The organism is Blautia hansenii DSM 20583 (genome assembly GCF_002222595.2).
GTDB lineage: Bacteria > Bacillota > Clostridia > Lachnospirales > Lachnospiraceae > Blautia > Blautia hansenii.
In genome coordinates this window covers 728,754-749,863 of the sequence record NZ_CP022413.2, presented here as the reverse complement: position 1 = coordinate 749,863, position 21,110 = coordinate 728,754, and the positions used below count along the sequence as shown (strand labels likewise).

The window sequence follows — 21,110 nt, the reverse complement described above, 5'->3', positions numbered from 1 at the left end:
GCTATGAAGTATGCCAAGAGTGCGGGCTGGACTGGAATGTAAGCAAGCAGGCGGTGATCCCGTGGTACGGCTACAAGTGCCCGATCTGCCGCAGCAAATACAGAAAAGGAGCAAAACCATGAGAAACGAAGTAATTTACGACAAAAACGGGCGCCCGGACATTATGGTGGTTTTTACCCCGTCCGAGCTGGGACTCCCTGACACCCTGAGAGGCCGCAAGGTCAAGGAATACGCGATAAGCAAATACCCGAACACATTGATCGACGGCGTTCCGTACTCTCTCCCATTTATGAAACCGGCTGTGAATATCAGCCACGACGAAGCGATCCGCCTCTGCGAGAGCAAGGGCGAAGGCTGGCACCTGATCACAAACGACGAGTGGGTGGCTCTCGGCTTCTGGAGCTGGGACAACGACACCATGCCGACCGGAAACACCGCAAGCGGCAAGAGTCACAGCCACTCGGAGCAGACCGGCACTACATACGAAGGAGGCTGCGGCAAGACCTTGACCGGATCCGGCCCGGTTCAGTGGAACCATGACGGCACGGCCTACGGCGTAGCTGACATGTGCGGCAATATCTGGGAGCACGTCGGCGGCGTTCGATTTATGAACGGTATGCCGCAGGTGATCCCGAACAACGGCGCAGCCTATGGCTCGGATCAGTCCAAAGACTCGCCGGAGTGGGAGGCGATCTACACCGAGGACGGCGATCCGGTTTACTACAACGTACACGACGGAGAGATCACCCTCCAACCGGTACACCCGGACGGCACCGACTACGACGGCGTAAAGTTCACGGATCTGGAAGTTCGCAGCGACATGGACGCACCGGACAAGCTGAAAGACCTCGGCCTCTATCCTGCCGACGACTACGAAAGCGACGAATACTTCTGGCTCGACTCTAACGGCGAGCGGGTTATTTATCGCGGGGGCGGCTGGGGCAACGGTGCGTACGCTGGTGTGTTCTGCCTCTGCGGCACCTACTCCCGCAGCTATGTGTACACGTACCTCGGCTTCCGTGCCGCTTGCGTTCGGTTTATCTGCGACTCTGACACTCTGGACGATCTGGACTCTGACAAGAAGCAGCCAGAACCGAAAAAGCGTAGCATTTTAGCTCCGGACTTTATCGGACGAATCAAGCAGGCACTCGCCCGGCAGTTTCAGAAGCTCTACGAAGCCGCGCACGGCGAGGATCCGGAAGGCTTCGCTGAACTGGCCGAGAAGGCAACAGACGAAGAACTCGCCAAGGCCGCAAGGCTCAGCGCTACACTGGCTCAGGTGAACGCAGCCGTGGACATGTACGAGCTGACCTCTAAGCAGTTAAAGCTCGCAACCACGACCTTGATCACGATTAAAACGGAGGTGAACGACCATGAATGAGCTCCGGGACGTATTCACGAAATACAAAGCAGTCGTATTTTTTGACACTGAGACAACCGGGCTCGAAGCTGAAAGCTGCCAGATCATTGAACTGGCAGCGATCAGAGTCGAGAAAACCGAACGGGGCACCCTCCGCATGGCCGACAGCGCCGACGTGTTCGTGAAGCTGCCGGAAGGTGAGCGGATCCCTCAGAAGATCGTCGAGCTAACAGGAATCACAGACGAGCAGCTCGAAAACGAAGGAATCACCGAGGCTGAGGCTGCCGCTCGCTTCACTGAGTTGATCGGCGGCGGCCGCGTCCTTCTGGTAGCCCACAATGCACAGTTTGATCTCCTGTTTACTGCTGAAATGCTCCGGAGACACGGAAACGGTGGCCCGGAAGCCCTGAAAGCTGCCGACTATCTGGACAGCCTAACCGTTTACAAAGACCGCCGGGCATATCCTCACAAGCTGGCGAACGCGATCCTCACCTATAAGCTGGAGGACAAGGTTCAGAACTCCCACAGAGCGATCGACGACGTGGCGGCACTGTTTGAGGTGTGCAAGGCCATGGACGCGGAACGCTCCGATCTTCTCAGCTATGTGAACGTGTTCGGATATAACCCGAAGTATGGAGTAAGTGGGAAACGGATCGAAAAGGTGGCCTACTGGCCACAGAATTTCAACAAATACATGCAGGCTCCGAGCTATACGCTCCCGGCCAAACTCAGACAAAGAAGGAGGTAACAGAAATGCGAAGTAGCTCGCTGAGAGTATACAGCCCGGTGGAATACACCGGGTACAAAGAAAAAAGAAGCGGCCACCCGTCGGAACCGGGAAGCCGCACAGGCAATCGAAAAACCACGCGAAAGCCTAAGCCTATTTTATACCAGCTGCGCCGTTTTTGCAAGCGCCTGAACTGGAAAGGGATCGGCGGGCTGGCAGTCACCACAGTGGTGATCGTGTTCGCAGTGCGCGGCGTCGTGGGTATGTTCTCAGAACACACCCAAACAAAAACAGCCCCGATCACAACCAGCAGCCCGGCGGCCGAGGAATCTCAGCCCTACGTTTTTTACTACAAGGACGGGCAAGCCGTAAGCTGGGAGGACGTCACAGACGCATGGGCCGCAGAGGCAGGGATCCAGAAGCGCTACGCTCTCACTGACGCCGAGCGACTGGAGATTGCTCAGGTGCTCACGGCCGAAGCTGGAGGCGAACCCTTCGCCGGAAAGATCGCAGTAGCTCAGTGTATTCTCCAGACCTGCGAGGATGAAGGGATCCGACCGGACGAAGTGCTGCGCGTGTACGCATATAGCAAGCGCCGCCCGGAACCGACTCAGGAAGCCCTCGAAGCCGTGCAGGACGTGTTCGACTTCGGGATCGTGGCAACGACCGAGCCGATCAAATACTTTTACGCTCCCGCTCTCACGGACAGCGAGTGGCACGAGTCCCAGATCTATGTAATGACCATTAACGGACACCGATTTTTTAAGGAGGCAACCGAATGAATAACGAAAACAAGCCAAGCGTGATCGCAGAGCTCACGGCTGCACTTGCCAGCATGGCGGAACGCGCCGCCGCTGCCGAGGCCGAAGCCGAGCAGTACAAGAAAAGCTCAGGCGAGTGGTACCAGTTTTTCACCAGCAAGGACAAGGAACTGAGAGACACGCAGGCAGAACTCCAGAAAGCCCGCAAGGCTCTGGAAGCAAAGGAAGGAGAACAGAACCATGGCAACGACAAAGAAAGCAATAGCTGAGGCTGAGCAGGCCGCAGAAATCAAAGAAACAATCGCAGCACCCACCACAGAGCCGGGAACTCCGGCTGTAACACTGGACGAACTGGAAAGCATGGACATGAACATGTTCGACGCAGAGGAAACCGAAAGCGCTCCGCGCCCGGCATGGCGTATCACTGACGACGGCTGCGCCGACTGGGCCTGCCGAAAAATCGCAGAAGAAAAGACCGAGCTCGACCGGATCACCGCACTGGGCGAAAGCCAGATCGAGAAGATCCAGCAGAGAATCGACGCTGCTCAGCGCAGATATGAAAACGGCACCCGTTTTCTCACTGGAAAGCTCGCGGAATACTTCGAGACAGTCCCGCACAAGACAACCAAGACAAAACACAGCTACCGCCTTCTCTCCGGCACTCTGGTGAAGAAAATCGGCGGCAGCACCATGAAACAGGACGACGACACACTGCTGGCCTATCTGAAAGCCTCCGGCAATGAGGATATGATCCAGAACACTGAAAAGCCGAAGTGGGGCGAGTTCAGGAAGCGCCTCGAAATTGTAGGCGGCCAGATCGTAGACAAAACCACCGGCGAGCTGGTGGATGGCGTGCAGATCATTGAGAAACCGGACACCTTCACGGTGGACGTGTAAGGAGGTAACACATGGCAACAGCAAAGGAAACGGCGGCCACAAAGACGGCCACCACCCCACCGGTACCGCTGACGCTGCAGCAGAAGTTCATCAAGTTGCGCGAAGCCGTTCCCTCTATCACCCAGAAGGCCCACAGCGACGGCGTAAAGTACAAGTTCGCGAAGATCTTCGACGTGTACCAGCTTCTCACTCCGGCCATGAATGAGTTCGGCGTCAATTTTGACATTGTAGGCGAGCAGGCAACCCGGCACAGCGAAAACGGGGATCCGATCTACTACTCCAACTTCACGCAGCACACCAGAAACGGCGACCGCATTGTCTGGGTGTACGAGGCCGACCTCACGATCCGCTGGACGAACGCAGACAACCCGGATGAGACTCTGGAAGTTACTCTACACGCAATCGGAACGAACGACGGAGGCCCGGACAAGGCCAAAGGCTCCGCGTGGACGTACTGCCTCAAATACTACCTGTTCGAGAAGTTCGGCATTGATCAGGGCGACGACGATCCAGACATGAGCGACCACAGCAGCGAACCGCCTCAGCAGAGCCAGAAACAGCACACAGGAGCTCAGAACGGGAACCGGCAAGGAAACACCCAGCCGCAGGCACAAAATGGCCAGACGGGGCGCTCAGGCGCCGCACGACCACTCTCAGACGCTCAGCTCTCCCGCCTCTACCGTAAAGGCGAGGACGCCGGGTACTCTCAGCAGTCGATCAACGAATGGATCCTGAAAAAATACGGACAGCAGGATCCGCACAACCTGACGCGGGCCCAGTACGACGAAGCCTGCGCCGCTATGGACAACGCAAAGCAGCAAGGAGGACAAGACAATGCTTAATCATGTGGAGCTTCTGGGCCGTCTGGCTCAGGAGCCTGAAATCAGATACACACAGAGTGGCACACCAGTGGCGAGCTTCGACCTCGCCGTGCAGGTACCGAGTAAGAACAAAGACGCCGCTCCGGACTATATCCCGATCGTGTGCTGGAGAGAACGCGCCGAGTTTTGCGGCCGCTACCTCTCCAAAGGCCGCCAGATCGTAGTTGAGGGCCGGATCTCCACCCGTAAATGGAAGGACGAGAAAACCGGGCAGAACCGCAAGGCCGTGGAAGTTGTGGCCTCAAACATTTACTTCGCAGACAGCAACGGAGGCAACGCAAATGGCAATCCTCAGCCCGCCAACAACGACGGATTCATGGACATACCGGACGACGGACAGCTTCCTTTTAACTAATAACACCGACCGAAGGACGACCGCCGGACAGACCGGCGGAACTCTACGGCCGAACCAGAAACAAACCACGAAAGGAGGTGCCGACAGTGGCATGGATCCAAATTCACCAACAACTGAAAGACCACCGCAAGGTGCTGGCTGCTGCTGACGAGCTCGATATTGAACCGGCTCACATGCTCGGCCTGCTGATCTCGTTCTGGCTCTGGGCCATTGATAACGCACCGGACGGATCCCTCGCTGGAATATCCGACAGAATGATCGCAAGAGCGGCCCAGTGGGACAAAGATCCGGAGGAATTTGTGGCCGCCCTGACCTCTGCGTCTCTGCTGGACGTAACGGAGGACGGCGTTCTGGAGATCCACGACTGGAGCGAGTACACCGGAAAGCTGATCGAACAACGAGAAAATGAGAAAAACCGTTCGAGAGCCCGCCGCGCTGCTGCCAAGTCAAACGACCGGAGGACGACCGCCGGACAGTATGCGGACGTAAGCAAGAGCGACCAGAAAAAGACCGCAGGTAGAGTAGACCAGACCAGAGTAGACCAGAGTAGACCAGAAAATAAGGGGGATGCCCCCATAACCCCCGCAGCCGAGAAGCAGCCAAACGCTCAGGAACGACGTTTCGCAGAGTTCTGGACTGCATACCCGAAGAAAGTCGGCAAGAAAGCAGCACAGAAGGCATGGGAAAAGGCAAAACCCGACGCTGAACTGTTCGAGAAGATCATGCAGGCAGTGGCAACAGCTAAAACCTCGGAACAATGGCTGCGAGAAGGTGGCCGCTTCATTCCCAACCCGTCAACATGGATCAATCAGGGACGCTGGGACGACGAACCTCTCCCACCTGCCGGATCCGGAAGCTATCAACAGCGACCGGGTGGAAATTGTGGAAAACCTGACACCATGGACGTGCTCGCGGGGATAATCGCAGACGAGGAAGGAGGCTTCGAGATATGACAAAAGCAGACGCGGCTCGACTGGTGGCGATCGTCGTCACCGCCTACCCGAATTTTGACAAGTTCAAGGACGCGAAAGCAATCGAGGCCACGGTGAATCTCTGGGCCATGATGTTTGAGCAAGACGAATCCGGGATCGTAGCGCTGGCAGTAAAAAAACACATTGCAACAAACAAATGGCCGCCGAGTGTGGCCGAAGTCCGGGAGATCATGCTGGAGATCCAGCACCCGGAACTCATAGAGCCGGACAAGGCATGGCTGGCCGTGAGCGACCTCATGTACAGCGCCGGACAATTCAACCACGGAGATCTCTCCCACCAGCTCCCGCCTCTGGTGGCGCGGGCCGTTGAGTCAATCGGCTGGACTTCCCTCTGGGAAATGCACCGCAGCGCATACATAGGCGGCAAGCCCGGCATGGATCGGGTAGCCTTCATGCAACAGTACACGCCAATGTACGAACGGGAAAAGTCTCGCAGCATGACACCGGCACAATTAACCGAGAAGATCGACAACGCGGCCGGATCCCTTCCGGACAAAGGCCAACGCCTGATAGAGTACAGGGAAAGCGAACGCCGCAGGAAAGAGCAGGAAATGGAGGCTATCACCCGCGGTGCCCTCCGACTGGAGAGCCAGATCGTCGAACAAACGAAGCTCGAACTCAGAGGGGAGGTGCTGGGATGATCCTACAAGGTGACGCACTGGAGGAACTCAGAAAGCTGCCGGACAAATGCTGCAGCGTCTGCGTAACTTCACCACCCTACTACAACGCCAGAGACTACGGAGCCGCCGATCAGCTCGGAACCGAAAGCTCTCCGGAGGAATACACCCGCAAGCTGGTGGAAGCCTTCCGGGAAGTCGCCAGAGTCCTGAAAGACGACGGCACCCTCTGGCTAAATATCGGCGACAGCTACGCGAGGCATATCGAGGACGGAGGGATCAAGCGCAAGGATCTGATCGGGATCCCGTGGCTGCTGGCTCTGGCTCTCAGAAGTGACGGCTGGTACCTCCGGGCGGACATTATCTGGAACAAGCCCAACGCCATGCCAGAAAGCGCCAAAGACAGACCGGCAAGATCTCACGAGTATGTTTTTTTACTCAGTAAAGCGGCCGCCTATTACTACGACGCCGAGGCCGTCAAGGAGCTGGCCGTCGGGTACGATCCGAAAAAGCCCGGCCGGAAGCGCGGCAACGCGAAAACCTTCCGCGGCGGCACTGCCTACACTCACGATCAGGCCAAAGCCAACAGCGCCGAGGTGGATCGAGGCAGCCACGGGCTCCAGAGAAATGAAACCGGCAAACGAAACCGCCGGGACGTCTGGACGATCGCCACACGGCCATATAAGGGCGCCCACCTCTCCACGTTCCCGGAGGAACTGGCCAAGATCTGCATACTGGCCGGGAGCAAACCGGGCGACACGGTTCTGGATCCATTCTCAGGAAGTGGAACCACAGGAGCCGCAGCCCTCAAAGAAGGGCGGAACTATATCGGGATAGAGATTAACCCCGACACCTGCAAAATACAAGAGCAGCGACTCGCTGAGGCTGCTCAGGAAGGAGCCAAACCATGAAACGCGGTGAAATTTATTATATCGAAAGCACATACCGGGAAACCGGAAGCGAGCAGAGAGGCGGCCGTCCTGCGGTGATCGTCTCCAATGACAAGAACAACGAAAACAGCGAGGTTGTGGAAGTGGTATACATGACCACCAAACCAAAAAACGACCTCCCAACTCATGTATTTATCCGGAGCGCACTCTCCCCTTCTACCGTCTTATGCGAACAGGTAAACAGCGTAAGCGTGAAAAGGATCGGGACGCTGATCGGAAAATTGACAAAGAGCGAGCTCGCAGCCGTGGACTCTGCTCTGGCAATCTCTCTGGGGATCGACTTCATGGATCCGAAGCCCGCAGTCAAAGAAGCGGAGCATTTACTGGAAGAAATAAGCAAGCAGCCACTCCGGATCGTCCAGCAGGATCCAGACGTTGAAAAGATCAAGCTCGAAACTGAGCGCGATCTCTACCGGAATTTATACAATGAGCTGCTGAGCAAAACCATGAAAGGAGCAAGTGCATGAGAAAAAAACTGGTTTACATCTGCTCCCCGTGCCGCGGGGACGTTGAAAAGAACATAGAAAAAGCCCAGCGCTACTGTCGCGAAGCCGTCGAGCTCTGGGACGACGTGATCCCGATCGCGCCTCATGTATATTTTACCCAGTTTCTTGACGACACCAAGCAGGAGGAACGCGCCGCGGGCATGGACATGGGCCTCTCACTTCTGGCCATGTGTGACGAGCTCTGGGTTTACGGTATCGAGAATCCGAGCGAGGGCATGAGGAGCGAGATCGAATACGCAAAGCAGCACCAGATCCCGATCCGGGACGCTGCCGAGCTTTACAGAAACCGCGAAGCCGAAACACTTCCGATCGGTGACGCACTGATCGTTCTCCCTTCTCACGTCGGGCACCTGAACGGCGTCGCCGCGATTGAATCCACCACCGTGCGGATCAATGGCGAAATGATCTTAGACCTTGCGATCGAGCTCAGACGACACCCCGGCCACGACATCACACTGGAGGCCGACAAAGGCGCAGACTCGGAGGTAGATCAATGAGCTGGGACACGGTTCCGGGAAGAAATGGCGAAGGCTACCCGGATCCAACAGCAAGCACCGCCCTTGCACGGGTGCAGCATAGCCAGAAAGGACTCCAGAGCAAGCGAGCCGGTGAACACTTCGAGAATATGATCACCGCAAGCCTGAACTGGTACTGCGACAAGGGCGTGGCCTTCGTTGAAAAGACTCCGGAGCCCATGAAGCCACTCAGGAAGCCAGACCGACAGGGCCGTTTCCTTGCTTGCTACACCAAAGCCGGACAGCCGGACTTCAAGGGAACGCTCACCGGTGGCCGGGCCGTGGTATTTGAGGCGAAACACACCGACAGCGACAAGATCGACCAGAGCCGCCTCACTCCTGAGCAGGTGGAAAGTCTGACGCTGCACCACAAGCTCGGAGCTGCTGCCTTCATCATGGTGAGCGTGGGGCTGGAAAACTTCTACCGGGTACCGTGGGAAGTATGGCGAGACATGAAGCAGATCTACGGGCGCAAACACATGAAGCTCGAAGATCTGGAACCGTACCGCGTGCAATATATCGCCGGGATCCTCAAACTGCTGGAAGGTGTGGAGATCGACTACACCGAGGAAGGAGGCACGCCATGAAATGCGAATACTGCGAGCTCCGCAGAGTCGGGCCTTTTGTAATTTCAAAAGCCTGCGCCATGCTGAGCGGAAAGCTCATAAACAAACAGACGGGCGAACCGTTAAAAATTTGTATGCACCACATGGCCTCCCCGGATCCGTGTATGAACAACGGGAACGGCTGCGGGCTCTACAAATCACAGAAAGGAGATCAAGCCAATGAACGACGCACTGCTGAGCAGTAAAAACATGTGCTGGTGCACTCCGCCGGATTTTTTTCGCGGAACTGGATCGCGAGTTTCATTTTGAACTGGATCCGGCCAGCACCGACAAAAGCGCCAAGTGCGCGAAACACTTCACGCCGGACGACGACGGCCTAAAGCAAGACTGGGGGGGTATCGCGTGTTCTGCAATCCGCCATACGGCCGAGCGATCGCAGACTGGGTACGCAAAGGCTACGAAGAAAGCCGGAAGCCCGGCACCACCGTGGTTATGCTCATTCCTTCGCGGACTGACACGGCATATTTTCACGACTGGATCTTCGGCAAGGCCAGCGAGGTGAGATTCCTCCGCGGCCGCCTGAAATTCACCGACGAGGACGGAAACGGCGAGGACGCAGCTCCGTTTCCTTCTGCCGTCATAGTGTGGCGGAGTCCGGAAAGCACCGGACGCGAGTTTGCCACATGGCACATATAAAAGAACCAGAGCCAGCGGGGCCACTGCTCCGCCGGTTCAGATAAGGAGGAAACCATGAACGGGATTACTAAACAGACACGCCGCCAAAGTTACGACGGCATACGAACACGCAGCGGCGAGCGTTGCAAGCTAATACTGGAAACCCTCGGAAATCGGTCAATGACCGTGGAAGAAATCACCGACGAGCTGGTGGCTGCTGGCCACCTGAAATACTACGACCGCAACTTCGTGGCGCCGAGACTCACAGAGCTGAAAGGCGCCGGAGTTCTGGAAGTCGTCGGAAAGAAACCGAGCAAAAGAACCGGAAAAAATACAGCCGTATGGGCTGCGGTAAGGAGGTAAGCACATGAAAAAGCAGAAAGTACAGGCAAAGATCAACCTCGAAGCTCTCGCAGGCGGAGCCTTCGCCGAGAAACTCAACGAGGCGCTCATGCAGGTGGCTGAAAATATTCAGAATCCGAACACAGAAGCAACCACTAAGCGCCAGATCACGGTAAATATTAAATTTACGCCGAACAAAACCCGCCAAATGGTAGGAACCCAGATTGCTGTCACGACCAAGCTCGCAGCTACCGAAGCAATCGACACGCAAATGGTGATGGGCGTCAATATGAGAACCGGCCAGATCGAGATCGCCGAATACGACGGGCAGATCCGTGGACAGATGGATCTCTCCGACTTCACGGACGCCGATCAGGATCAGGAATCAGAGGAAACACAAGCTGCAGCTCCTACACCGGGACAGAATCCGACCGGCAAGCCTCTGGATCTTAAAAACAGGGGAAAACAGGCACCTGCTGCCGCTACTGAATTAGTTCCGGGCCGTGACTACGATCCGGACACCGGCGAGGTATACGAAACCGCCGGACAGCCTACGGACGACCGCCAGACAACCGGCGGACGCAATAACATGAAGGTGGTAAAAATCGCACCAGCAAAAGAAGCATAAGGAGGTCAAGAAAATGGAAGGAATCAAAGAAGCAATCGCATATATCACAGGGCTGGCCGTAAAGGCTGAGAAGCCAGAAACAATCGAGATCAACGGCCGGACATACTGCACGAAGGATCTCAGACGCTACGACGCAGCCGACAAGGCCGAGCCGATCAAAGCGACCACTCTCACCTCTCTGGTGGACTATATCAAGGAAAGCCGCGAGGAACTCCGCGACAGAATGATCATTCAGGTGGTAAGCGCCACAAAGGTGCTGCTCTACTCCGGGCTGCTGGCCGAGCGTGACCGTGAGACTCTGTTCGAGGTCAACGCCCTGCTGCCGCAGTTTGAATACGGCCGCGAATATGATCAGGAGAGCTTCCTCGTGGCCATGCAGTCATGCTTCCAGAAAACAGACGACCGCGAAGCCGTCACCATTATGGCGAGCAATATCGTGAACACACAGCAGGGAACCTTCTCAGACGACGGCGTAAGTCAACAGGCAATCATCAAAACCGGAGTAACCACGAAGGACGCCGCCTTCGTTCCTAATCCGGTGAGCCTGATCCCGTACCGCACATTTTTGGAAGTTCCGCAGCCCGCGAGTGACTTCGTGTTCAGAATCAGCGAGGGACGCGGCGGAGCCCCTGCCTTCAAGCTGGTGGCTGCTGACGGTGGCCTTTGGAAGTCTCAGGCGGTGGACAACGTGAAGAACTACCTCGTCAAAGCACTGGCAGACGTTCCGGAACGTGAAAGGATCACGATCATTGCATAATGTGGCCGACATAAATGTCGGGAACATACCGGGAGGGCCAAGCTCTCCCGGCAAACCAAAGGAGGACAAGAACATGCTGATCATAAACATAGTGCTGGCCCTCGTGGCTGCTCTCCTGCTTTTTGGAGTTATTGGAGAAAAGGACGGGCTCAGACAGCAGAACATCACGATCGCCTTCGTGGCCGTGATCGTGCTCATTATCGCATTAAATAGATTTTTCTAAGGGAGGACAAAACCATGGAATATAAACCGAAAGTTATCACCGGAAAAGTGACCGGCACCGGCTGGCCGATCGACGGCCATGTGCTCTGGTTCTCACAGTGGGACTACGACAACCGCGAGAACTGGCACCTCTACGGCTGGGAGGACTCAGAGGACGAGGCAGTCATGCAGACCGTATTCCAGACCGAAACCGAGGCTGGCCTCTGCCTGTTCGATACGCTGGAGAAGTTCGCAGAGAATTGGAAGGCGAAGAAATGGGAGCCGCAGGGCTCGTTCTGCCTGCCATTGGACAAGGTGGAAGTGCTGGAGGTAAAGCAGGAAGAAAGCACCAACAACACCCGCGAACAGCTCCGGGCCCACGGCTTCGATCTGACACCGAGAAAGCAGACTGACAGGGGCGGGATCATCTGCCTACCACTGGACAAGAACCTGAACGGCGACGTGCAGGCCAAGCACCCGGACTGGGAGCCCGTCGAGTGCCCGACATGCGGCCGGAAATGCTGGAAACACCCGGAAGCTGACCGCCTCGCCAAAGAACAGGACGCGAAAATGCTCTGTACTGAGTGCGCGATCAAAGCCGGGCTTCTGTCACCGTTCCGAAAGGAAGGCCCAAACCGCGCGCAGCGAAGGAGGGCAAAGCGTGAAAGAAGAAAATAACACAGATGGGCTCTACTACCTCAAAATAGACGCGAGGCACTACTTCCCCGACGGAAAAATAGCAAGGGACGTGCTGGAGGCGCTCAGGTGCAGGCAATACGCCGAAGTGCTGGCCTTCTATCTGGAGTGTGACCTCGACGACATAGAAAAACAAGCTCGCAGACTCGCGGAAAGCACCGCGCTGAGCTACTCGGAAGCGCTCCACAAGATCGGCGGAGATATGCTGCGGAGCAAGCAGGAAAAACCGGCCCCACTCTCCCTCTGGCCTATCAGACAAGAACCGGTGCGGCCGAACCGTGCAGCCAGACGAGCAGCTAAAAGAAAAGGAGGACGAAATGGACGATAACAAGAACAAGCCTATGGGCTTGCCGTTACTCTACACACTGGCAACACTCGCAGGCGTGGCCATGCTGGCAATCCTGAAAGCCTGCGGCATTATATCAATGAGCTGGCCGGTGGTGATCGCCGGGCTCGTGTGGGTACCCACCGCGCTGCTGCTGATCACTCTCTGGGTGGCCACTCTCCTGATCTGGATCGGGCGAACCGGGAAAAAGATCAGGGAATACAATCGCAGGAGAAAGATCTCCCGCACTCTGGACGAATCCATGAAAGGGCTCACGCTAAACGGCGTCGGCCCCATTTATGGTATTAGAAGAAATAAAGGCGAAAACAACACCGACTACGAGAAAAGGATCCGCGAAAAGCTGGGGCTCTCCCCTCGCAGTCTACCGAAATACGAAACCATGGAACAGCTCACCCTCTCCAATGTGGGCCCGATCTATGGCGTCGTAAAGAAACAGGACGAAAGCTGGAAGCACTACCGCCGCAGAATCCTGAAAGCAGCCCAAACTATTGATACCGTACAACTACCAACCGGCAAGTGCGCACCGGGCGACCGCCGGACAGATATCAAAGCCAGGACGTGCCCGTATTGCCACCGGCCTATCAAAATAAAGGAGGAACGAAAACATGGACTATAAAACAGAAGCGCAGCCAAAGGCAACCGCTGGAGGGGTACCGGTATTCTGCGCACATGACGCGATCGTGGCCATAGAGAAGCTGATCCCCAACCCGAAGAATCCGAACACACACCCGGACGCACAGATCCAAGCACTCGGCCGCATTATCCGCCAGACCGGGTGGAGGGCGCCGATCACAGTGTCGAAGCGCTCCGGCTTCATAGTAAAGGGCCACGGCCGCCTCGCTGCTGCCAAGCTCGAAGGACTCACCGAAGTGCCGGTGGACTACCAGAACTACACGAACGAGGCCGAGGAATACGCCGATCTGGTGGCCGACAACCGGATCGCAGAGCTGGCAGAGATCGACAACAAGCTGCTGGCTGACATTTTCGCCGACATTGACACCGGCGAGATCCCAATGGAGCTGACCGGCTACACCGACAAGGAAGTGGAAAGCCTCGTCACTGGACTGGCCGAAGCCCTGCACAATGACCTCACAGAGCCGGACGAGATCCCAGAGCTTCCGGAGGAAGATCAGACAATCACGCAACGCGGCGATCTCTGGATTCTCGGAAACCACCGCCTCGTGTGCGGAGACAGTACAAACGAAGCCGATCGCGCTCTCCTACTCGACGGAGCCGAGCCTCAGATCCTTCTCATGGATCCGCCGTACTGCTCCGGAGGTTTTCAGGAATCCGGACGCAGCACCGGAAGTATCGGAACCAAACGCTACGACGCAAACGGGAAGGAAATCAAAGTGACGATCGCGAACGATTCCCTCAGCACTCGCGGATACCAGCAGCTCATGCGCTCGATCCTGAAACAGTTCACCGGTACCGTGGTTTATTGCTTCACCGACTGGAGAATGTGGCTCTATCTCTACGACGTAATGGAGGAAAGCGGGTTCGGCGTCAAGAATATGATCGTCTGGAATAAGAAAACGCCGGGCATGGGTATGGGCTGGAGAACTCAGCACGAGCTGATAATGTTCGCACACCGTACAAAGCCAGCATGGGACAACCACAAGGGCTACGGGAACGTGATCGAAGCCACCCGCTCCGGGAATGAACTCCATCCGACACAAAAGCCAGTGGAGATACTGGAGAAACTGCTGGACAATACACAGTGGGCCGAGGGAGTCATGGACGCCTTCGGAGGATCTGGCACGACTCTGATCGCTGCGGAAAGTATAGGCCAGAAGTCGTACCTCATGGAGCTGAGTCCTCAGTTTGTTGATACAATCGTAAAACGCTACATAAGGACAACCGGCAAGACGACCGGGATCCGACTGTTCAGGAAGGGCAAAGAGCTGGGCCGCGAGCACTTCGAGAGAATGTTCACGGAATAAGCCAGCGAAAGGAGGTGGAACCCATGCACCAGAACAGTGAGGCAAAACAGCCGAAGGAAACCGACGAGATCAAGAAAAAGCTGGAAAGCTACGCAGCACTCCACCGCAGGATCGACAACCAGATCGAACGGCTGGAGAATCTGGAGGCCGTCATGGGCTCCATATCCTCGCCGAGCTTCGACGGAATATCCGGAGGCGGTGGCGACGGAACCAGCAAACAAGAACGGCAAGTGATCCAGAAGGTAACACTGGAGGAAACGATCCGCCGCATGATCGCAGACGAGGATCAGGAACGCAGCGAACTGGAGGCCCTGATCTCCGAAATGGAAAAGCCGGACGAGCAGACCGTGTTAGAAATGCACTACTTCGACGCAGCGAACTGGTGGACGGTGTGCGCCGCCCTTCATGGTAGCCGGGAGGACTACGACGAACACGAGCAGCGCTACCTCAAAAGAACATTCAAGCTGCACGGCTCGGCGCTTCAATCGCTGGCCAAAATATACAGAGCAAAACAAGAACAGGGATAACAACGCCCGCCAGAAGCCACAGGAAGGCCGACGGCGGGCTTTTTTTTGTGTGCCAGAAGAAATACGCACACACTCAGGAGAAAGCCGCAGACGGAGCGCTCACGAGCACACAGGGGGATAAAAAGGGACAAAAAGGGATAAAAGGGGATAAACCACCGTGCTACTCTGTATAACAGCGAAAGCCGTCCGGGGACATGATAAAGATCCGGGCGGTTTTTCCTATGTGCCTACCCTCAGAAAAGAACTGGGAGGGGTGCAAATTTTCCACAGGAAGGAGCAAACACATGGGCGGTCTATTCTATACCGGCCAAAGCCGCCGAACCTCTGGCAGCTTCACCGTGACATGCTCCGGAGCTGAGGACATTGTGAAGCGACTCAACAAACTGGAGAACGGCGGACAGACGGCAATCAAGAAAACCGTCAACGACTTTATGAGCCGTGCGCCTGCGTGGGTATCGAAGGGAATCCGCGAACACTACGGGGTAGACACTGCCGCAATCAACGAGGCCAAACAACAACCTCGGAGGGGGCAGAGCTCAATCCAAGTGGCGGGGGTTCAAGTTGATAGTGCCTCCCTCATTTATAAGGGGCGGACACTGACGCCGACGCATTTCAAAATGAGCCCGAAGTCCAGACCAAGCGCTCAGCAAAAGAAGCCGATCAGAATCCCCGGCCAACTGATCGCCGGAGCTGGTGACGTTGCAATGGTTCGACCACCGCGGCCGTACCAAGTCAAGGCGACGATCATTAAGGGATCCCGTGTGAGCCTCGGCTCGAACGTGTTCCTCACTGGCGGAAACGGCGGCTCCATGCTTCCGTTTCAAAAGACTGGGAGGGGGCGCTCCCCGATCGAGGCCGTGCGTACTCTGTCCGTGCCTCAGATGATCGACGGCAAAGCACGCCAAACCATTGAGACAACAATCTCCGAGAAGCTCGGCGAACGCTTCAACCATTACATAGATCAAGTAATGAAATAGCCAAACGCTCCGAGCTCACGAGCCAAAGCCAAGCCAACGAACACGCGCCAAGCAGCAAGCCAAGCGCGAAGCAATCGAACAGCAAAGCCAAAGCGAAACCAAAAGCAACAGCAACAAAGAACAGCGAAACAAAGCGACCAAAGCAAAGAAGCAAAAGGCAAAGCAACTCGACCGAGCAACCGCGCCGAAATTTTTCCGCAGCCCGAAGGTACTGTCCGGGCCGCCAAACGCCTGCGGTGCTGGCGAGCCCAAAACACGCGCAGACTCAGAAAAATTTTTTCAGGCCGTTTCGTTTCGTTTGCCTCAAAGAAAGGAGGTGGCGCCATGGCGGAGGGCAAGCAGAATCTCCAAAACGCTGCCATTATTGCGAAGCTTTTCGGCGTCACCGACCGCCGGATCCAGCAGCTCGCAAAAGAGGGAATTATTCCAGCCGCCCAGAAGCGGCCGTATATGTTCGACCTGCTTCCGACGGTGCAATCTTACATCCGTTACCTGAGTGACAAAGCCAACGGCCGAGAGGCCAAAAGCGCCGACACCGCTCAGGTTGAAATGGAGAAGCTGCGGGCTGAGGCTGACATGAAACGCAGTAAGGCAGACATGGCAGCCATGCAACTGAAAGAGCTCGAAGGCAAAATGCACCGCAGCGAGGACGTGGAGGCCGTGACGAATGACCTCGTTTACACTGTCCGCAGCATGATAATGGCACTCCCCGGACGTTTGGCCATGGACGTTGTGCAGGTGGCAAGCGCCAACGAAGCCTCGGCACTGATCCGGGCTGAGTGCTACAAAATTCTGAACGAGCTCGCAAACTACAACTACGATCCGGCGGTATATCAGCGGCGGGTGCGGGATCGTGAAGGCTGGAGCGACGTTATAGTGGCCGCTGATGAAGCCGACGACTAAAAAATCCACCGCGAAACTCAACGCAGCCATAGCACCGGCCATTCGCAACTTTAAGCCACCCGAAGATCTGACGGTGGCCGAATGGGCCGATAGACACCGCCGCCTATCCCCGGAGAACTCCGCGGAGTCTGGCCCGTGGCGCACTTCGCGCACGCCGTACCTGCGGGAACCTATGGAAGCGTTCACGGATCCGAAGATCCGTAAGATCGTAATGGTGGCAGCGTCTCAGGTGGGAAAATCTGAGCTGGAGCTGAACATAATCGGCTACATTATCGACCAAGATCCCGGCTCGATCCTGTTCGTCCAGCCTTCCCTCGACGACGCCCGAAAGTTCTCACGCCTCCGTATCGCTCCAATGATACGAGACAGCAAGGTGCTGAGGGCGAAAGTTTCCGACGTCAAAAGCAAAGACTCCGGGAACACAATCCTCCAGAAGTCATTCCCCGGCGGTATGCTCACGATCACAGGATCCAACAGCGCCTCCGCTCTGGCTTCCACTCCCGCCCGCTACATTCTCGGCGACGAGCGCGACCGCTGGGCCGTGTCTGCCGGTGCTGAGGGTGATCCGTGGGCTCTGGCCGAAGCCAGACAGGCCACGTTCTACAATGCGAAGGCCGTCGAGGTATCAACTCCGACCATAAAAGGCGCTTCAAATATCGAAAGCAGCTACTACCTCGGAACACAGGAACGCTGGTGCCACCAGTGCCCTGAGTGTGGAGAGTACGGCGAGATCACCTTCGACCGCGTACACTTTGAACATACGGTGGCCAAAGTCCGCGGGAAAAAGGCGTACAAGATCGTGGGCCCGATTACATGGTGCTGCCCCTCCTGCGGCTGCATAGTACCGGAGGAAAAAATGCGGAAGCAGCCCGCAAAGTGGATCGCCGAGAACCCGGCGGCCTACGACGAGGGCGTCCGCTCCTTCTGGCTGAACGCTTTTTCTTCTCCATGGACTCCGTGGGAAAAGATCGCGCTCAAATTTCTGCAAGCTAAGGACGATCCACAAAAGCTCAAAGTAGTTTACAACACACTGCTGGGTGAGCTCTGGGAGGATCGCGGCGACATAGCCGACGAAGACACCATGCTGGCCCGGCGCGAGGACTACGGCACCAATGCCGACGGCTCTCCCGTCGAAGTTCCGGAGGGTGTTCTCGTTCTCACCTGCGGCGTAGATACTCAGGACAACCGTTTGGAGTATGAAGTCGTGGGCCATGGCTTCTACGGTGAAACGTGGGGCATAAAAAAGGGCTACATCATGGGAAAGCCAGACACCGACGAGGTATGGCAGCAGCTCGACGACGTGATCGATCACGTTTACCGCTTCAATGACGGAAAAGGGCTGCGGATCTCAATCACCTGCGTGGACTCTGGCGGCCACTACACCCAAGAGGTATACACTCGCTGCCGTGAGCGTAAAAACAAGCGTGTTTTTGCTATCAAGGGCAAGGGCGGCGACGGGATCCCGTTCGTGACGCCTCCGTCAAAGGTTCCGATCAAGGACAACAAGCGGATCACCTGCTGGCTCTACACGCTCGGCGTTGACGCTGGAAAAGAAACGATCATGTCGAGCCTAAAGGTTCAGGAAGCTGGCCCGAAATATTGCCATTTCCCGATCCACGAGTCATGCGGCTACGATACCTATTATTTCAATGGACTGCTCTCCGAGCGTCTGGAGCTCACGCAAACAAAGCGCGGCAACCAGTGGCACTGGGTAAAAATCCCCGGACACAACCGGAACGAGGCCCTCGACTGCCGAAACTATGCGAACGCAGGGTTAAAAATCATAGATCCGGACATGTTCGCGGTGGAGCGACGCCTGAAAAATGTCCAAGAAACGCCGCAAACCAAACCGGCGCAGCGCCGAAAACCAAAACCGGCAGCCCGGAACTACTTCGACGAGTGGTAAGGAGGTGAACCCATGAGATCAAAAGAAACCATACAGCAAGAGCTCACAGAAACGAGGACGCGACTCAGTGCGTATCTGGCCCGTGAGGCTGACATGCTCAGCAAGGACGGGGTGCAGCTCTACACAATCGGCTCCAGAAACCTGCAACGGTACCAGACTTCGCTCGCTTCCGTTCAGGACATGATCGCGAAGCTGCAAAAGCGAGTCCGCGAGCTGGAGGCCGAACTGGCGGGCGGATCTGCTCGCCGCGCCGTGGGGGTAGTCCCCCGCGACTGGTAAATGGGTAAACGCTGGCCGATCGGCTGGCTTTACTACGGCGACGACTGCGGGACATTTTTGCTCCTTTAGATACCGCGGCCGCTGCCGTTTTTAATTACTTGCAAGGAGGTGAGAAAAACGAAGTACGACCAAACGAGGGGGCTATATCTCCCGGATAACGTGCGCCCTCAGAATAAGGGCTACGGAGAGGCAGGCGCAAGCTGGAGAAAAAAAGCCGTGAAAGGCTTTAATGCTCCCAGCGGATCCGCTCACGAGGACATAGACTTCAACAACTACACCATGCGACAGCGTGCCCGCATGTTATACATGGCCGCGCCGATCGCTACCTCGGCGATCAAAACCAACCGCACAAACGTGGTAGGCGTCGGGCTCAGGCTTAAAAGCCGGATCGACCGCGAAGTGCTCGGACTCTCACCGGATCAGGCAGAACGGTGGCAGAAAGAAACAGAGCGAGAGTTTTCCCTCTGGGCCAGCAACAAGAGAGCCTGCGACGCCACCGGCATGAATAACTTCTACGGGCTCCAGCAGCTCGCGCTGATCTCGTGGCTGCTCTCCGGTGACTGCATAGGGTTAATCAAGCAGTACGAAACCACTCAGCTACTCCCCTACTCTCTCCGCGTCCACCTGATCGAGTCCGACAGAATCGCAACACCGAACAACTACGGGGCCGGGACTACGCTCTACTACACAACCGGAAAGAACCCGGAAACGGGCAACACCATATACGACGGCGTGGAAGTAGACAAGAACGGCATGGTGGTGGCGTATCACATACGCAGCAACTACCCGTATGAGCTCGGCGCTCCGGTTACTGAATGGGCCCGCGTTCTGGCATACCAGCAAAGAACCGGCCTTCCGAATGTGCTCCACGTCATTGACACAGAGCGCCCGGATCAGTACCGCGGCGTGAGTTATCTCGCGCAGGTGATCGAGCCGCTGCTGCAGCTTCGCAGGTATACCGAGTCCGAACTCATGGCCGCAGTCGTCGAGAGCTTTTACACTGCCTTCATTAAGACAGAAGCCCCGACTGATGAAATGCCATTCAATGAGGTGGATCCGGTACCACCCGGAGAAATGCGGAACCCGAACGAGTACAGCATGGGGCCGGGCCAGATCAATGTCATGGGGCCGGGTGAAAGCGTAGAATTTGCAAACCCGACGCACCCGAACGGCAGCTTCGACAAGTTCGCCGTAGCGATCAGTGCGCAAGTAGGCGCCGCGCTGGAAATTCCCAGCGATCTGCTCCTGAAATCCTTCAACGCCTCATACAGTGCGAGCCGTGCTGCTCTGCTGGAAGCGTGGAAGGCGTTCAAAATGCGCCGCGAATGGCTGGCGGACGACTTCTGCCGCCCGTGCTATGAAGTGTGGATGAGCGAAGCCGTGGCCCGTGGCCGCATATATGCGCCGGGCTTTTTCCAGAATCCAGCAATCCGCGCCGCGTATCTCGGCAGCGAATGGCTCGGCCCGTCTCAGGGACAGCTCGATCCAGTGAAGGAAATCACGGCCGAGATCCTCGCGTGCAGTGAAGGCTTCTCCACTCACGAGCAGAGCACGATCCGCCTCAACGGTGGCCAATGGGACAGCAACGTGGAACAGCTCAGACGTGAAAATGAAAAGCTCGGAGGCAATCCGCCAGATCCGCACCAGAGCGGCACCGGAACAGCGGAACCGGACGGCGAACAGGATCCGCCAGAAGGCGACGACAATCCGCACAACCCTGAAACAGCTCGCAAGAGGGGCACGGTGGCTCTCCGCAGCCTCGTGATCGGCGAGCAGATAAAGCAAACCATACAAGGAGGATAA

29 protein-coding genes and 1 pseudogene are annotated in these 21,110 nt (G+C 56.5%); all 30 read left to right on the top strand.

Annotation, left to right across the window (positions count from 1 at the left end; translation table 11 throughout):
- Window positions 1-118 precede the first annotated feature (118 nt).
- Window positions 119-1,381 (top strand): SUMF1/EgtB/PvdO family nonheme iron enzyme, encoded by a 1,263-nt coding sequence (locus CGC63_RS03685; protein WP_242648427.1) that lies wholly within the window; start codon window positions 119-121, stop codon window positions 1,379-1,381.
- Window positions 1,374-2,108, top strand: coding sequence for a 3'-5' exonuclease (locus CGC63_RS03680; protein ID WP_004220559.1), 735 nt, complete (start codon window positions 1,374-1,376; stop codon window positions 2,106-2,108). The genes CGC63_RS03685 and CGC63_RS03680 overlap by 8 nt, the downstream gene beginning before the upstream one ends.
- Before the next feature lie 5 nt (window positions 2,109-2,113).
- On the top strand, window positions 2,114-2,869 hold the full coding sequence (locus CGC63_RS03675; protein WP_040351010.1) for a spore cortex-lytic protein: 756 nt from the start codon (window positions 2,114-2,116) through the stop codon (window positions 2,867-2,869).
- Window positions 2,866-3,117: a hypothetical protein gene (locus CGC63_RS03670; RefSeq protein ID WP_004220566.1), complete on the top strand. Its 252-nt coding sequence runs from the start codon at window positions 2,866-2,868 to the stop codon at window positions 3,115-3,117. Before CGC63_RS03675 ends, CGC63_RS03670 begins: the two co-directional genes overlap by 4 nt.
- Complete coding sequence (locus CGC63_RS03665) at window positions 3,089-3,745, top strand: host-nuclease inhibitor Gam family protein (protein WP_040351011.1); 657 nt, start codon at window positions 3,089-3,091, stop codon at window positions 3,743-3,745. The genes CGC63_RS03670 and CGC63_RS03665 overlap by 29 nt, the downstream gene beginning before the upstream one ends.
- An 11-nt stretch (window positions 3,746-3,756) precedes the next feature.
- Window positions 3,757-4,587 (top strand): ERF family protein, encoded by an 831-nt coding sequence (locus CGC63_RS03660; RefSeq protein ID WP_004220569.1) that lies wholly within the window; start codon window positions 3,757-3,759, stop codon window positions 4,585-4,587.
- Window positions 4,580-4,981 (top strand): single-stranded DNA-binding protein, encoded by a 402-nt coding sequence (locus tag CGC63_RS03655; RefSeq protein WP_004220570.1) that lies wholly within the window; start codon window positions 4,580-4,582, stop codon window positions 4,979-4,981. Before CGC63_RS03660 ends, CGC63_RS03655 begins: the two co-directional genes overlap by 8 nt.
- A gap of 86 nt (window positions 4,982-5,067) precedes the next feature.
- The gene (locus CGC63_RS03650; protein ID WP_004220571.1) at window positions 5,068-5,934 is read left to right on the top strand and encodes an LvrA C-terminal domain-related protein; all 867 of its coding nucleotides are present in this window, start codon (window positions 5,068-5,070) and stop codon (window positions 5,932-5,934) included.
- The gene (locus tag CGC63_RS03645; protein ID WP_004220572.1) at window positions 5,931-6,614 is read left to right on the top strand and encodes a replicative helicase loader/inhibitor; all 684 of its coding nucleotides are present in this window, start codon (window positions 5,931-5,933) and stop codon (window positions 6,612-6,614) included. Before CGC63_RS03650 ends, CGC63_RS03645 begins: the two co-directional genes overlap by 4 nt.
- Complete coding sequence (locus tag CGC63_RS03640; protein ID WP_004220574.1) at window positions 6,611-7,501, top strand: DNA-methyltransferase; 891 nt, start codon at window positions 6,611-6,613, stop codon at window positions 7,499-7,501. Before CGC63_RS03645 ends, CGC63_RS03640 begins: the two co-directional genes overlap by 4 nt.
- On the top strand, window positions 7,498-8,007 hold the full coding sequence (locus CGC63_RS03635; RefSeq protein WP_004220575.1) for a type II toxin-antitoxin system PemK/MazF family toxin: 510 nt from the start codon (window positions 7,498-7,500) through the stop codon (window positions 8,005-8,007). Before CGC63_RS03640 ends, CGC63_RS03635 begins: the two co-directional genes overlap by 4 nt.
- On the top strand, window positions 8,004-8,543 hold the full coding sequence (locus CGC63_RS03630) for a DUF7768 domain-containing protein (RefSeq protein ID WP_004220587.1): 540 nt from the start codon (window positions 8,004-8,006) through the stop codon (window positions 8,541-8,543). The genes CGC63_RS03635 and CGC63_RS03630 overlap by 4 nt, the downstream gene beginning before the upstream one ends.
- Window positions 8,540-9,148, top strand: a complete 609-nt coding sequence (locus tag CGC63_RS03625; RefSeq protein ID WP_004220590.1) for a Holliday junction resolvase RecU — start codon at window positions 8,540-8,542, stop codon at window positions 9,146-9,148. The genes CGC63_RS03630 and CGC63_RS03625 overlap by 4 nt, the downstream gene beginning before the upstream one ends.
- A complete protein-coding gene (locus tag CGC63_RS03620; protein WP_004220593.1) occupies window positions 9,145-9,372 on the top strand; it encodes a hypothetical protein in 228 nt (75 codons plus the stop codon). The genes CGC63_RS03625 and CGC63_RS03620 overlap by 4 nt, the downstream gene beginning before the upstream one ends.
- 26 nt (window positions 9,373-9,398) lie before the next feature.
- Window positions 9,399-9,512: pseudogene (locus CGC63_RS16055) on the top strand (DNA N-6-adenine-methyltransferase); the annotation flags it as partial.
- Window positions 9,513-9,529: 17 nt separating this feature from the next.
- Entirely contained in the window at window positions 9,530-9,823 is a 294-nt protein-coding gene (locus tag CGC63_RS15600) for a DNA N-6-adenine-methyltransferase (RefSeq protein ID WP_242648428.1), read from the top strand.
- A gap of 54 nt (window positions 9,824-9,877) precedes the next feature.
- Entirely contained in the window at window positions 9,878-10,165 is a 288-nt protein-coding gene (locus tag CGC63_RS03610) for a hypothetical protein (RefSeq protein ID WP_004220597.1), read from the top strand.
- A 4-nt stretch (window positions 10,166-10,169) separates the two neighbouring features.
- Window positions 10,170-10,772, top strand: a complete 603-nt coding sequence (locus tag CGC63_RS03605; RefSeq protein ID WP_004220598.1) for a YfdP family phage-associated protein — start codon at window positions 10,170-10,172, stop codon at window positions 10,770-10,772.
- A gap of 13 nt (window positions 10,773-10,785) precedes the next feature.
- Entirely contained in the window at window positions 10,786-11,529 is a 744-nt protein-coding gene (locus CGC63_RS03600; RefSeq protein ID WP_004220600.1) for a hypothetical protein, read from the top strand.
- A gap of 73 nt (window positions 11,530-11,602) precedes the next feature.
- Window positions 11,603-11,752: a hypothetical protein gene (locus tag CGC63_RS15595; RefSeq protein WP_227910121.1), complete on the top strand. Its 150-nt coding sequence runs from the start codon at window positions 11,603-11,605 to the stop codon at window positions 11,750-11,752.
- A 14-nt stretch (window positions 11,753-11,766) separates the two neighbouring features.
- Complete coding sequence (locus tag CGC63_RS03590; RefSeq protein WP_004220605.1) at window positions 11,767-12,408, top strand: hypothetical protein; 642 nt, start codon at window positions 11,767-11,769, stop codon at window positions 12,406-12,408.
- Entirely contained in the window at window positions 12,392-12,754 is a 363-nt protein-coding gene (locus CGC63_RS03585; protein WP_004220607.1) for a hypothetical protein, read from the top strand. Before CGC63_RS03590 ends, CGC63_RS03585 begins: the two co-directional genes overlap by 17 nt.
- Window positions 12,744-13,388 carry a hypothetical protein gene (locus CGC63_RS03580; protein WP_004220610.1) on the top strand — a complete coding sequence of 215 codons (645 nt, stop codon included), beginning with the start codon at window positions 12,744-12,746 and terminating at the stop codon, window positions 13,386-13,388. Before CGC63_RS03585 ends, CGC63_RS03580 begins: the two co-directional genes overlap by 11 nt.
- Window positions 13,378-14,715 carry a site-specific DNA-methyltransferase gene (locus tag CGC63_RS03575; RefSeq protein ID WP_004220613.1) on the top strand — a complete coding sequence of 446 codons (1,338 nt, stop codon included), beginning with the start codon at window positions 13,378-13,380 and terminating at the stop codon, window positions 14,713-14,715. The genes CGC63_RS03580 and CGC63_RS03575 overlap by 11 nt, the downstream gene beginning before the upstream one ends.
- A 23-nt stretch (window positions 14,716-14,738) precedes the next feature.
- Window positions 14,739-15,242 (top strand): DUF1492 domain-containing protein, encoded by a 504-nt coding sequence (locus CGC63_RS03570; RefSeq protein WP_004220615.1) that lies wholly within the window; start codon window positions 14,739-14,741, stop codon window positions 15,240-15,242.
- A gap of 284 nt (window positions 15,243-15,526) precedes the next feature.
- Window positions 15,527-16,219 (top strand): hypothetical protein, encoded by a 693-nt coding sequence (locus CGC63_RS03565; RefSeq protein WP_226814974.1) that lies wholly within the window; start codon window positions 15,527-15,529, stop codon window positions 16,217-16,219.
- A gap of 324 nt (window positions 16,220-16,543) precedes the next feature.
- Window positions 16,544-17,122 carry a protoporphyrinogen oxidase gene (locus CGC63_RS03555; protein ID WP_004220630.1) on the top strand — a complete coding sequence of 193 codons (579 nt, stop codon included), beginning with the start codon at window positions 16,544-16,546 and terminating at the stop codon, window positions 17,120-17,122.
- A complete protein-coding gene (locus CGC63_RS03550; RefSeq protein ID WP_004220632.1) occupies window positions 17,106-19,028 on the top strand; it encodes a phage terminase large subunit family protein in 1,923 nt (640 codons plus the stop codon). The genes CGC63_RS03555 and CGC63_RS03550 overlap by 17 nt, the downstream gene beginning before the upstream one ends.
- A gap of 12 nt (window positions 19,029-19,040) precedes the next feature.
- Window positions 19,041-19,307, top strand: a complete 267-nt coding sequence (locus CGC63_RS03545; RefSeq protein WP_004220635.1) for a DUF6148 family protein — start codon at window positions 19,041-19,043, stop codon at window positions 19,305-19,307.
- Between the two features lie 216 nt (window positions 19,308-19,523).
- Window positions 19,524-21,110: a phage portal protein gene (locus CGC63_RS03540; protein WP_242648429.1), complete on the top strand. Its 1,587-nt coding sequence runs from the start codon at window positions 19,524-19,526 to the stop codon at window positions 21,108-21,110.